Here is a 13,178-nt window from a genome sequence, read left to right as displayed (position 1 = left end):
TTTGACCGGTTTTTGGTTGGTTTATCAAATTGTGATGTGTCGAACTAGATTCTAGAGGAGATGGTTCAGGTCACTGTTATACAGTCATCAATGACCTGAAAGCGGGTATTATCGGTACCTTAAAATCCGCTATCAAACTTTGTTACCAGATATTTTCGAACCCAAGGAAAACGGGGATCAAAGCTTTTTAGTTGGCCTTTTTTAACGACGGCGGCTTTTTTCAAACCCTCCGAGCGTTGCGTGTTATCGAATATAACTGCTTCATCCGCTGTAATCGCAGCTTCATACAACATGTTCATGGTACGTTTGTAGCGACTGCGAATTTTTTCGGTAGGGACATCGTGCCCGCCTTTTGCGACTCGGTTTGTTACACGCTCTACATTGATAGATGGATCATTAATACCTACAAAAAATAGTATGACATAAAAGTCTTTTTCCTTTGCGGCGATCATATATTCTATCTTTGAATGATGGGACATAACGCTTTCAAAGCTATGTGCTATGCCGCTATTAAGTAATTCCTGGCGTTTGTTTTCTGCAATTTTCTGCGCCTTTCGGACAACTTCATCACCACTCCCTTCGAGTGTTAATGCAATATCGTCAGGGTTTACATATTCTCCCAAATCAACACCAGCAGATTTGAGTTTTTCCGTTAGGGTTGTTTTTCCTGAACCATTGGGTCCGGCGATTAGAATCATTTTGGGTTTGGGTTCACTCATCTGGTGTGCCCTCCCCACTTCTCTTTTCTAACTCTTCGTCAGTTATGTAGTTTTTTACTATTTGGCCGCCTTCGCCTATCTTTTCGATATAAAATCGGCCTGTTTCCAATTCTTGGGAAACGACTTCTAATCCTGCTTGTAAGCTGTCCATCCCAGCTTCTTGGCCCGCCTGCGCTGCAATATCACAAATTTCATCCAAGCTAAGCTCGGTAATATCTCGTTTTTTCTCCGTCATTACGCTCTCCAGGTTTTGCTTCTTTCCATCATCAGTTATTGATAGAACTGTACTCTTATTGGCTGGCGGGTTCACGAGCTGGCTTGTGAAAACTTGACGATCAGAAGAACAAATAGTTATGAATGAGCTGTGGATAAATAGCTGATATAACTATGAAATGCGAATACCCATTTGCTGTTAGCGGTGTACAGTACGTCTTACCTCAAATTGAGTGATATGAACAACTACAGGTATCGGTTATGGAACAGCTCCCTCCTCGTCAGCAAACTACGGAAAAATTCCCAGTGGTGGGTGAGTCTTCTTCGGGTATGGAACTTACCCGCGAGAATTGGCAGCTAAGCGTGACTGGTTTGGTGGAGCAGCCAAAGCAATACGCTTGGAATGACTATCTCAATTTGCCGCAAACGATTAAAACCTTTGATATCCATTGTGTGACTCGCTGGAGCAAATTGGGTAACAAGATTTCGGGTGTGATGTTAAACGATGTGCTGGAGTTATCTGGCATTGTTCCAGCGGCAAAGTTTGTTCAGTTTATTGCGTATTCGGATCGTGATCACGACACCAGTTTGCCTCTTGATGTTTGCTTAAATGACGATGTTATGTTGGTGCACGCAATTAACGATGAACCTTTGGCAATAGAGCACGGTTTTCCGGTTCGAACCTTTGCGCCCACAAAATATTTTTACAAAAGTTTAAAGTGGCTGAAAGAAATTCGATTAATTGAGGAAGACACACTCGGTTTTTGGGAGCGTGGTGGTTATCACAATAATGCTGATTTTAATAAAGAGGAACGATACGTTTCTGGAAATTTAACGGATAAAGAATTAAAACGTTTGCGAGAGGCAAAAAACTTTAATCGCTACAAAGATCAAGTGTTGCTGTCGTTGGATTTAAGCGGACTTGATTTTTCCGGCATGGATTTATCGGGCGTAAATTTAAAAAATTGTAACTTGGATGATTGTGATTTTTCTAATGCTAATTTGCACAAAGCTAACCTGTCTAATTCTTCGCTGCTAAACTGCAATTTAACCAATGCGAATTTAATCGGCGCTGACTTAGATGGCGTGTTGTTTATGGGCTCCAATTTAACCAACGCCAATTTATCAGAAACCTATTTAAACGCTACCGAATTTACACGTGATGGCTATGAGTCTGCGATTGTGAAAAATACCGAGTTTGCTAACGCTGTCACAAACGGTTTGGTGGCAAAACAATTAGAATTTATCGCAACTGACAGTTAATCCCCCAACTGTTTTTCTAATTGTTCGATTTAATTCTAGAAAAGGAATTTTTTATGTCGGCGTTAAGGTTATCCAGTTCCGTTGGTAAAGGCGGGCGTAATAATGTGAACGATGTTCACTTGGTTATTGCGTTAATCAATGTTTATCACCGAAAGAATGGCTTAAAGCCGTTGCCGATGTCCGACAAAAATAACGCCAAGGTTAACGAGGCAATTACTCATTTCCAATCCAATCATTTACAAACCGCCAATCCAGACGGTCGTATTGATCCCAATGGCAAAAGCTTTAAAGCACTGAAACGTGTTTTGGATTCCGTATTTGCCAAAGAGACCGTAACACCGCCAACTTCCGGTGTAGTGACTTGGGATTCCGAGGGCACTGAAGGCGGTCGATTCCACAGCCGCAAACTTCACGTTCCCAGTTCTGCTTCGGGTTTAACGGTGGGTCGTGGTTACGATCTTAAGTTAAAAAGTGCCGCGCAGGTAAAAATGGATTTAACTCGGGCAAAGCTTGAGCAGGCTCACATTGATGTGTTGGCGAAAGCTGTGGGTTTGTCTGGCAGTCGCGCCGAGCGGTTTATTGTCGATAACGACTTGTTGGATTTTCAAGTCACGCCACAGGCGCAATTAACGTTATTTAATATCAGTTATGAACTGGAATCCTCCGAGGTTATCCGTATATCATCGAAAAAGGACGTCATCAATCTTTACGGTGAATTGCAGTGGGATACAACCCATTACGGTATCAAAGATATTTTGGTGGATTTAAAATTCCGTGGCGATTACACGCCAGCGGCTCGTCGCTTTATTCAGGAGCCCGCCGCAAGTAATGATCTGGAGAGCTTTAAAAAATTGATCTCAGATCAAACTCGCTGGAAGCAAGTCCCGGCGGATCGATTTAGCCGTCGTTCTAAGTTCATCAATAACGTTAAATAGTTGTGCATTGTAAATGAGATTTTTAAATTCGCAGTTTTTTTCAATAGCGACGGTGTTTGTCAGCTATTTATTGGTTTCTGGTTGTGTATCCAGCGAGCCTAAACCTTTGGCCGCGGCCAGTGGCAGTTCGGTTCCTACCAGTGTTACTGGCGTTGAGCTTAAGCGTGTTAATAAAAGTTTGGTTCGCGTTATTCAACACAATATGGAAATCAATCCCAAGCTTGAAATCGAACGTTTGAACACACCGAGTTTAGATGTGGTGGATTACCTAGCGCTTACGTCTTTAACCGTAAATGGTGAAACCTTTGCGTTCAGCGATTCCCAAGGTGTGTTTGTTGAATCACTGTCGATCACCAAAACGGCAGTAGAAGTAACCTTGGATTTTTATTTTCCCCAAGGCGGCTCAGCGATGATTCATTGCGCTGTTGATATTCAAGCCGACAAGTTCAAAGCCCTGCCCTGCCAGCGTTAGTCAAAAGCCTCCTATAGTGAGGTTTCGCCTGGCTGGCACGTTCTTCATTGGATGGCTAAAAACTTCCAATCAATTGAAGAAGGGTGCTGTGTAATGGGTTTTGTGTTCGCTGGGTTTAAGAAGTACTTTCGATATTCTGCTGTTGCTTTCTCGTCTTTGTTGATTACAGCTCCTATTGCATTGCACGCGGCTAACGATTGGGTCGCGCCGCCGGCTGAAGTTCCAAAGCTCTATACCATCGCTGAAAATATCCGTGCTGAGCGAATTTATTCCGATATCGAGACGCTGGTAAATTTTGGTACGCGTCACACCCTTTCCGATACTAAAAGTAAAAGCCAAGGCATTGGTGCCGCTCGACGTTGGATTTTTGAAGAATTCGAAGCTATTTCAAAACAATGCGGTGGCTGTTTGGAGGTGAAATACGTTTCGGATTTTGTCGAAGGCGAAAAACGCATACCCAATAAAACCGAAGTGGTCAGTGTTATCGCCATCCAAAAAGGCACGGTTGATCCTAATCGCGTGATTATGATGAGTGGCGATATCGACAGCCGTGTTACTGACGCCATGAATTTTCAAAGTTTAAGTCCCGGCGCAAATGACAACGCCTCCGGTGTCGCAGGAACCCTTGAGGCCGCGCGGGTGCTGACCGATTACCAATTTCCCGGAACCATTATTTACGCAGCCCTTGCCGGAGAAGAGCAAGGCTTGTTCGGCGGCAAAATTGTTGCGCAGTACGCCAAAGATCAGCGATGGGATGTGGTGGGAATTCTTAACAACGACATGATTTCAAATATCGCTGGCATCGATGGCGTGATTGACAACACCACGGTGCGAGTATTTTCCGAAGGCACGCGTGCGGTTGAAACGCCGGAAGAAGCAAATTTGCGCCGCTTTACCGGTGGCGAGGTGGATTCTCCGTCGCGGAATTTGGCTCGCTATGTAAAAACGTTAGGCGACCAATACCTGACCAATTTAAACGTTATGATGGTGTATCGTTTGGATCGTTTCCGTCGCGGTGGTCATCACCGGCCGTTTAACGACGCTGGATTTCCAGGCGTGCGCATTATGGAAACCCACGAGCACTACGACCGCCAGCATCAAGACTTGCGTACTGAAGACGGCCGAGTCTACGGCGATACCATCGACGGTGTTGATGCCGATTACGCGGCAAAATTAACGGCGTTAAATGCCATCACCTTGGCGGGTATTGCCAGTGCTCCGCCAGTGCCACACCGTGTCGATATCACTGGTGCCGTATCACCTTCAACGAATCTCAGTTGGAATCTGCCCGAGCCATCCGTTGCCAGCAATTTAGCCGGTTACAAAGTGCATTGGCGACTGACGACAGAGTCTGAGTGGACGCATTCGCGATTTGTCGGCAACGTCGGCGAATTCGAGCTTAAAAACATCGTTATCGATAATTACTTTTTTGGCGTCAGTGCGGTTGCCAAAGATGGATCGGAAACGCCCGTAGTATTTCCGGGGCCAGCGGGTCAGTTTTACTGAGTAAAAATCCGTTAACCTGTTTTGCGATGGCTCAGCGATTGCTCCAACGACTAAAAATAAATGATTTGGAGGACAATCGTGAAAGAGTACATCGCAAACCTTCCCAAAGCGGAGCTTCATGTGCATCTAGAGGGCACACTGGAGCCCGAGCACATTTTTGAACTTGCACAACGCAACCACATTGAACTTGAGTACCAATCGATTGATGAGTTGATCGCCGCGTACGATTTTTACGACCTGCCCTCTTTTCTTAAAATCTACTACGCCGGAATGCACGTGTTGCAAACCGAGCAAGACTTTTACGAGTTGGCTTGGCGGTATTTTGAAAAAGCTAAGCAGCAAAATATTGTCTACGTTGAACCCTTCTTTGATCCCCAAGGCCACACAACGCGTGGTATTGCTTTTGAAACCGTGATCACCGGTATTCACAGAGCCCAAATCGACGCCGAAGAAAAACTCGGCATTAAAAGCAATTTAATTCTGTGTTTCTTGCGCGACATGTCGGCAGAATCGGCAATGGAACACTTGCAGATGTCGTTGCCCTTTAAAGACTGGATTATTGGTGTGGGCTTAGATTCGGACGAAAAAGACAATCCGCCGAGTAAATTCGCCGAGGTTTTCGCCCGAGCACGGCAAGAAGGTTATAAATTAACCATGCATTGCGATGTTCATCAAAAAGATATTCATGACCACATCCGCGAGTGCATTGAATTAATAGACGTGGACCGAATTGATCACGGCATTAATTGTTTGGACCAAGCCGAATTAACCAAAGCGGTCAAAGCTAAAAATTTAGGTTTGACGATTTGTCCGGTATCGAATCAGTTTGTCTGTCAAACCTATACAACCGATGAAATTCGTACGATGTTAACGCTCGGTTTAAAGGCCACTATTAATTCGGACGATCCTGCTTATTTTAGAGCCTACCTAAATGAAAACTTTTTTGCGTTAATTGATGAAGGCGGTTTTACAAAACAGGAAATTGATCAACTAGTGATCAACAGCTTTGAGGTGAGTTGGTTAGAAGACAGAGAAAAGTTGATTTACATCAGCCAAATGTCGTAAGTTGAACAATAATTAATTTCAAACAACCTCGTCATTAATTGGTTTCGAGGTTGTCTTTTGTTTAAATATTATTCTTATCGTTTAAATAATATTTAATTGCCTGGAAGTTTTATCAGGTGTAATAACGTGTAATAAATATTTATGAGCACACAACGTAAATTTTTTTTACGTTTTTTCTCACTTTAAGTTGTTAATTTTTAATAACTTTTTCTTAGGATTTTTGTTGGTGTTTTACATTTATTGAAAACATGTAGATTTTTATTTGATCTGTTTGTATAAATAAAAAACAGAAGAGACAATAGTCTTCGTTGATGAGAAAAATAAAAATAAATATAATTTTATTGTTCAAAATTTAGCGAGTAAGTAAAAAGTGTGATCTATTTACTTGCAGGTTTCCCCCTAGTTCGCCCCGCTTGAAAAATTACGCGACACTTTTCTTCGATCGTGATGGTTTAGGGATTATTAAAAAGGACATTTTATGAAAATCAATCGTTTCCTACTGGTGGGCTTAATATGCCTACTGGCTGCGTGCTCAAGTGGCGGCAGCGGTGGTTCCGGCGACAACTCGTCAGATTCTGGCGGTTCTTCAAGTGGTGGAACTCCGACCACAGGCGGCGGTAATAATTCCGGGGGAGATTCCGGTGGCGACAACTCCGGCGGTGGTGACACTGGTGGTGATACCGGCGGCGACACAGGTGGCGATAATTCCGGCGGCGACACAGGTGGCGATAATTCCGGCGGCGACGATAATTCCGGTGGTGATACCGGTAACGGCGACGACGGTTCCGGTGATGGCGATGGTGATCCAACAAATCCACCTGCGCCTGCAAACGTAAGCGTCGTCAGTTCAGCAACGAGCGGTTCAGTTGGCGATGTATTTACATTTTCCGCCAGCGTTTCACCGGCAAGTGTGCAATTTGATCGAATCGAATTCAGTACTAACGAAGGTCAAACGGTTGTTGGTTCTCCGGCGCAATTGAGTTTTGTACAGGCCGGTAACTTTACCGTTACCGCGCGTGTTTTCTCAGGCAATAATGTTATCGCAACGTCACAGTCTGTCATTACTGTAGACGAGCCGATTTCTATTAATATTATTGGCCCTGGACCAGAAGTGAATACTGGCGAAGACATTACTTTTACCGCCAGCATTTTGCCAAGTTCCGACGACGTTGATCGCATTGTTTTTACAACCAGTGACGGTCGTACCGTTGAAGGCTCACCCGCCGTTTTTAATTTTCCAAACGACGGCGACTTTACGGTAACCGCGCAAGTATTTTCTGGTGGTGAAGTTGTTGCGACAGACGAATTTAGCGTAACCGCTGAAACGCCAGTGACGGTTGATCTGGTTAGCTCTGGAACAGAAGGTGTTGTTGGCAACCCAACGACATTTACCGCAACTGTATTACCCGAAGGAACCGTGGCTGATTCGGTAGAATTTGTTACCAGTGATGGCAGAGTTATTCCAGGTCCTTCTGCAGAAATTTCTTTCCCCAATGAAGGCAGTTTCTCAGTTACCGCTCGAGTAACGGTAGACGGAGAAACCACTGAAAGCGACACCTTTAATTTTGATGTCGCTCTTCCTGAAATCGCTGCCGATTTAACGGCGCGAGATATTCTCGTTAATGAACCCTCGCCGTTCACGGTTGATTTACAACCAGAAGGCACGGTTGCTGATCGTATTTTATTTACCACCAGCGATGGTCGAGAGTTTGAAGGTTCTCCAGCCGATATTAATTTCCCTTCATCGGGTGACTTTACGGTAACCGCGCAAGTATTTGTTGGCGACGAAGTGATTGAAGTCGGCAGCTTCCCGGTCACCGTTAACGCGCCAACGATTACAGTCGATACCACGGCGAGCGAAGCGCTCATTGACGAACCAATTACCTTTACCGCGAATGTTGATCCGGTTGATGCACCGGTTGATGTCATTCGCTTTGTGACCAGTGATGGTCGAACCATTGAAGGTTCGCCTGCTGAGATCAGCTTCCCAGAAGCGGGTGAATTCACCGTCACTACTGAATTGGTGGTTGGCGATGAAGTTATCAGCGAAGAAACCACGGTGACTATTGAAGAGCCGGTTTCGCTTGTTATCACGAGCAGCACAACCACACCAACTGTAGGCGATGAAGTAACCTTAACGGTTGACGTTCAGCCCGAAGGTGCGGTTGCCGAATTGATTGAAGTTATTATCTTTGACGACGGCGGCAATGAAGTTGAGCGTATTTCCGGTCCTGCGGATACATTCTTCAACCCAGATGACGGCAACTTTGTTGTTACTAATGACGCGTTGAACGCAGGTGATTTCACGGCAGTAGTTGAAGTGACTGTTGAAGGTGAAGTGACCTCCAGCGATCCTATCGCGTTTACCTCGACTCTACCTACCGTTACTCCAACTGTTGGTGCAAACGAAGCGTTGGTTAACGAACCTGTGACCTTCTCAGTAGACTTGCAGCCTGCAGGAACAGAAGCCGATCGCATCGTCTTCAGTTACATCGACGGTGACGGCGTTGTGCAAGAGTTTGATGGCTCGCCTGTGGATATCACCTTCCCAGAAGCGGGTGACTTTACAGTTACCGGTCAAGTCTTTATCGGCGAAGAAGTCATCGAGTTGGGCGATTTCCCAGTAACCATTAATGCACCAACCATTGTTGTCGATACCACGGCAACAGAAGCATTAATCGGTGAGCCAATTACCTTCACCACCAACGTGACGCCTGCGAACGCACCGGTGGATTTGATTCGCTTTGTCACTAATGAATCCCCTGCAAGAACCTTCGAAGGTAGCCCTGCAGAGATTTCTTTCCCAGAAGCAGGCACCTTTACGGTTACCACCGAATTATTGGTGGGCGATGAGATTGTCAGCGAAGTCACTACCGTGACTATCGAAGAGCCGGTGTCTGTTTCGGTCACCAGTAACTCGACCGCACCAACCGTTGGCGATGATTTAACCTTAACCGCTGACGTTCAGCCTGCTGGCACCGTTGCCGATGCGATTGAATTTGTCTTGTTGGACGACGGCGGTAACGAAGTGGATCGTGTTTCGGGTTCTCCAGCGACTCTCACGATTCCAAACGATGGCAACTTCACGATTGTCGGTGAAGTTACCGTTGGCGACGAAACTACCTCAAGTGATCCAATTGCGATTACTTCAACCTTACCGACGGTAACTCCAACCGCCGGTGCCAATACGGCGCTGGTTAACGAGCCAGTGACGTTCTCGGTAGATTTACAACCGGCAGGCACGGTTGCTGATCGCATCGTCTTTAGCTACACCGACGGTGACGGCGTTGTGCAAGAGGTTGAAGGTTCCCCGGCTGACATTACCTTCCCAGAAGCGGGTGACTTTACCGTGACCGGCCAGGTGTTCATTGGTGATGAAGTGATTCCTGCCGGTTCATTCCCGGTAACCATTTCAGCGCCGACCATTGTTGTGAATACCACGGCAACCGAAGCTGTTATTGGTGATCCGATCACCTTCACTGCTAATGTGACACCAGCCGATGCTCCGGTGGATTTGATTCGCTTTGTCACCAACGAAACTCCTGCAAGAACCTTCGAAGGCAGTCCGGCGGAGATTTCGTTCCCAGAAGCAGGCACTTTCACGGTCACTACTGAATTATTGGTGGGCGATGAGATTGTCAGCGAAGTCACAACCGTGACTATCGAAGAGCCTGTGTCGGTTTCGATCACCAGCAGTTCGACCACACCAACCGTGGGTGACGATCTGGCCTTAACGGCAACAGTTCAACCTGCGGGTACCGTGGCAGACGCCATTGAGTTTGTTTTGTTGGACGGTGGCGATAACGAAGTCGCTCGTGTTTCGGGTTCTCCGGCCACACTGACTATTCCTAACGACGGCAACTTTACCATTGTCGGTGAAGTCACGGTCGACGGTGAAACCACCCCAAGTGATCCTATTGCCATTACTGTAAGCCTACCAACGGTCAATCCAACGGCGGGTGCGAGCAGTGCTCTGGTGAATGAGCCAGTGAGCTTCTCGGTGGATTTACAACCGGCAGGCACCATCGCTGATCGCATTCTATTCAGCTACACCGATGGCGACGGCGTTGTGCAAGAGTTTGAAGGCTCACCGGTTGATGTCACTTTCCCAGAGGTGGGTAACTTTACCGTCACCGGTCAGGTGTTCATTGGTAACGAAGTTATTAACGCTGGCAGTTTCCCTGTCGCGGTTACTGCGCCAACCGTTGCCTTGACGGCTACCAATACCGATGTGCTTGTCGGTGAATCCATCACCTTCACAGCAACCACGACACCTGCCGGTGCGCCGTTTGATCGTATCGAGATTACCACCAGCGATGGCCAAACCATTATGGGTTCGCCTGCGAACATTAGCTTCGCAAACGCTGGTGATTTCACGGTAACGGCTACGGTATTTGTCGGCGATGAAGAGATTACCTCAACGCCTGTGAATGTGTCGGTTGCCTCAGCAATCACGGCCACAGTAACCAGTTCTGAACTGCAAGCCGTGATTGGCGAAGAGTTGACCTTAACGGCGAACGTTATGCCAGCAGACGCTGTGGTTGATGACGTGTTGTTTATCTCGAGCGACGGCCAAAGAATCAACGGCTCGCCTGCTACCATCAGCTTTGATAGCTTGGGTGAATTCACCATTACCGCGCAGGTTTTCTCGGGCACTCAAACCATCACAACCTCAGAAATTACCGTGGTTGTTACTGAACAGATGGCAGAATTTGTCGCCATCGATGTTCCGACGACTCTTGCCACTGCGGGTCAATCACTGCCCTTTACTGCAACCGTAGCTCCGGCCAACGCTGTGTTTGATCGCATTGTGTTTACCACCAGCGACGGTCAAATGTTTGAAGGTGCATCGACCAACTTTAGCTTTGCCGCGCCTGGCCGCTTTACGGTAACCGCGCAAGTGTTTGTTGGTATGGACCCAGTGATCAGCAGCGAAGTGATTATCAACGTTGCAGATCCAAGTAACCCATTCCCTGAAGACTTTAACTTCCCACTGTTGGGCGATGTGAACAACAGCGGCGATATAACCCTCGACGACGCCGTACTGGCGGCCCAGCGTTTGGGTGGTTTGCGTGAACCGTTGGATCGCACTGAAATCGTTGCCTCCGACGTTGATGTTAACGGCCAGTTCAATCAGACCGACGTTGAGTTAATCGCCAATATCGTTGCTGCGGACGAATTTGTGGCTCGATTCATCTCGCCGCCAACGAATTTACCGGGTGGTTCATCGCTGGTGATTTCACCGAACCTGATCGCGCCTATTGATAGCTTGTCGATTACTGTCGACGGTATTCCCGTGCAGTCGACCAGCCAGTTCGCGCAAGGTTACGTTAACTTCGCGATTCCGGCAGACCCTGCGTTATCCGGTGTGACCGCTGATGTAGAAGTAACGTCTGTCCGTGGCGGTGTTCCAAGTGTGGATAACTTCTCCGTTGAACTGGGTGCCCTGCCTGTATTCCCAGCAGACGCAACTGGAGACATTCTTTCGTTCTTAGATGAATTCGAACGCGCTTACGAGCTGCAACAGATTTCTCTCGATGACTTGTTGTTGAATGCGACGGCAACCGTTGAAGAGATGGACGTGTTGACCTCCTCCTTAACCGTCGGTCGAATGAATCTAGCCACGGCATTGGATGTGTTCCGAGGTATCCTCAATGACAACCCTGACAGCCAAATCGCCGCCGTGCTTCAGCAGACGCTTTATGCGAATGGCTTGGAAGGTTTCAGAGATCGATTGACCGTTTTGGATAACACCATTACTTCCGGTGTCATTCCTAACCCAAGCGGTTTGTTGGAAGTCTGTGAATCCGTTGTTCCGGAATTGTGTAACATCCAAGATTCTGCGGATATCGGCCGAGTAGCAACCACATTGATCGGCTTAAGCTGTGACGCACTGGAGTCATCGGTGTTGGTTCAGAGCTTACCTGCAGATGCAGTCCAGGATTGGATTGCTCAGTGTCCGGTTGTGACCTCAGAGCTGGCCTTTGCATCAACGGTTTCTAGCTTGTTCGGTGACATCCAATTCGCGCTAGAGCTGGACGCTTCTCCTGATGAATTGCCAGTAGGCGTGACCTCTGACATCACCTCTACGCTAGAAATCAGCGGTGCCAACAACTTAAGAAACGTGGTTGATGCCCAAGCGTTGGATAACACGGGTGATCAGCAGTTGCTGCAAATCCTAGAAGATCAGATTATTCGCAACCTACTGTCTGGAAGAACTTCCTCAAGTGCGTTGGTTGATCTGTTGGATTTACTCGATCAAGACTTGTTGGCCCGTTTGTCCGACGACATTGAGCAGACTTCTGGCCGCATGCTGACTGGCAGTGAAATCGCCGGTGTTGTATCAAGCTTCGGAATGAACTTCTTAATGATGTTCATCGATCAACCGCTGCCATTGGATGCAACCCAAGTGTTTGGTCCAGACGCGGCAACCGGTGGCACCCTAAGCCTTGTTTCCAGCGATCTGGCTAACTTCGCGTGTTTTGATCCTGATGATATGCAGTTCCAGCAATTTGCCGCCATCAGCGCTCAAGCTCAGGTTCGTGGAGCCGAGCAGAACAAAACCATCGACATTGCCTGTGCGATTGTATCGATCAGTTTGACCTTCGGTGACCAAGGTGCGTTCTTCAACAGTACCGGTGCTGTCGATGCTTCTGACGTATTCGAACTGCAAGTGAACGGTGAGTCTGTAGCGACCACTACCGTGCCAGAAAACCCAACATTAGATGTCACGCTCAATTTACCGAGAGGACCAAACGACTTGTTCGTGATTACTCGCGGTGAGAACGGCAACGGCGGATCACCTCTGATCTTCATCAACAACTTCTTCCCTGCCGGTTTGAGTGCAGCGGAGAGAGACGTTGAGTTGGCAAGACGTGTAACGCTAAATAACGATGATCCGATTGCGCAGTTGCGTGACACCTTTAACGGTGGCGTGCAAGCCTTTGATAACGGTGTCGCGATCGGCGAAGGGATTGATCTAACTATCGAGGTTGAGGAGTAAAA

At 47.1% G+C, this 13,178-nt stretch carries 8 protein-coding genes; 6 read left to right on the top strand and 2 right to left on the bottom strand.

Annotation, left to right across the window (positions count from 1 at the left end):
- Nucleotides 1-119: 119 nt before the first annotated feature.
- Nucleotides 120-719 (bottom strand): ATPase, encoded by a 600-nt coding sequence (locus LU361_RS06785; protein WP_233088064.1) that lies wholly within the window; start codon nucleotides 717-719, stop codon nucleotides 120-122.
- The gene (locus tag LU361_RS06780; protein ID WP_233088063.1) at nucleotides 712-954 is read right to left on the bottom strand and encodes a hypothetical protein; all 243 of its coding nucleotides are present in this window, start codon (nucleotides 952-954) and stop codon (nucleotides 712-714) included. The genes LU361_RS06785 and LU361_RS06780 overlap by 8 nt, the downstream gene beginning before the upstream one ends.
- A gap of 239 nt (nucleotides 955-1,193) precedes the next feature.
- Here LU361_RS06780 and LU361_RS06775 point away from each other — a divergent pair, with 239 nt between their 5' ends.
- From LU361_RS06775 to LU361_RS06750, 6 genes are all read left to right on the top strand, one after another.
- Nucleotides 1,194-2,195 (top strand): molybdopterin-dependent oxidoreductase, encoded by a 1,002-nt coding sequence (locus LU361_RS06775; protein WP_233088062.1) that lies wholly within the window; start codon nucleotides 1,194-1,196, stop codon nucleotides 2,193-2,195.
- A 53-nt stretch (nucleotides 2,196-2,248) separates the two neighbouring features.
- Nucleotides 2,249-3,130, top strand: coding sequence for a DUF8812 domain-containing protein (locus LU361_RS06770; RefSeq protein WP_233088061.1), 882 nt, complete (start codon nucleotides 2,249-2,251; stop codon nucleotides 3,128-3,130).
- 13 nt (nucleotides 3,131-3,143) lie between these two features.
- On the top strand, nucleotides 3,144-3,602 hold the full coding sequence (locus LU361_RS06765) for a hypothetical protein (protein WP_233088060.1): 459 nt from the start codon (nucleotides 3,144-3,146) through the stop codon (nucleotides 3,600-3,602).
- Between the two features lie 93 nt (nucleotides 3,603-3,695).
- Complete coding sequence (locus LU361_RS06760; RefSeq protein ID WP_233088059.1) at nucleotides 3,696-5,108, top strand: M28 family metallopeptidase; 1,413 nt, start codon at nucleotides 3,696-3,698, stop codon at nucleotides 5,106-5,108.
- 78 nt (nucleotides 5,109-5,186) lie between these two features.
- Nucleotides 5,187-6,173: an adenosine deaminase gene (gene add, locus LU361_RS06755; RefSeq protein ID WP_233088058.1), complete on the top strand. Its 987-nt coding sequence runs from the start codon at nucleotides 5,187-5,189 to the stop codon at nucleotides 6,171-6,173.
- Between the two features lie 478 nt (nucleotides 6,174-6,651).
- On the top strand, nucleotides 6,652-13,176 hold the full coding sequence (locus tag LU361_RS06750) for a beta strand repeat-containing protein (RefSeq protein WP_233088057.1): 6,525 nt from the start codon (nucleotides 6,652-6,654) through the stop codon (nucleotides 13,174-13,176).
- Nucleotides 13,177-13,178 lie beyond the last annotated feature (2 nt).

The sequence above is a fragment of the Sessilibacter corallicola genome (genome assembly GCF_021290925.1).
GTDB classification, from domain to species: domain Bacteria; phylum Pseudomonadota; class Gammaproteobacteria; order Pseudomonadales; family Cellvibrionaceae; genus Sessilibacter; species Sessilibacter corallicola.
Note: the sequence above shows the minus strand (reverse complement) of the source record. Positions and strands in the feature narration are given on the sequence as shown.

What these genes read in the sequence shown, in the direction of transcription:
- LU361_RS06785 (WP_233088064.1), bottom strand. Translation starts at nt 719, where the DNA reads ATGAGTGAACCCAAACCCAAAATGATTCTAATCGCCGGACCCAATGGT.
- LU361_RS06780 (WP_233088063.1), bottom strand. Translation starts at nt 954, where the DNA reads ATGACGGAGAAAAAACGAGATATTACCGAGCTTAGCTTGGATGAAATT.
- LU361_RS06775 (WP_233088062.1), top strand. Translation starts at nt 1,194, where the DNA reads ATGGAACAGCTCCCTCCTCGTCAGCAAACTACGGAAAAATTCCCAGTG.
- LU361_RS06770 (WP_233088061.1), top strand. Translation starts at nt 2,249, where the DNA reads ATGTCGGCGTTAAGGTTATCCAGTTCCGTTGGTAAAGGCGGGCGTAAT.
- LU361_RS06765 (WP_233088060.1), top strand. Translation starts at nt 3,144, where the DNA reads ATGAGATTTTTAAATTCGCAGTTTTTTTCAATAGCGACGGTGTTTGTC.
- LU361_RS06760 (WP_233088059.1), top strand. Translation starts at nt 3,696, where the DNA reads ATGGGTTTTGTGTTCGCTGGGTTTAAGAAGTACTTTCGATATTCTGCT.
- LU361_RS06750 (WP_233088057.1), top strand. Translation starts at nt 6,652, where the DNA reads ATGAAAATCAATCGTTTCCTACTGGTGGGCTTAATATGCCTACTGGCT.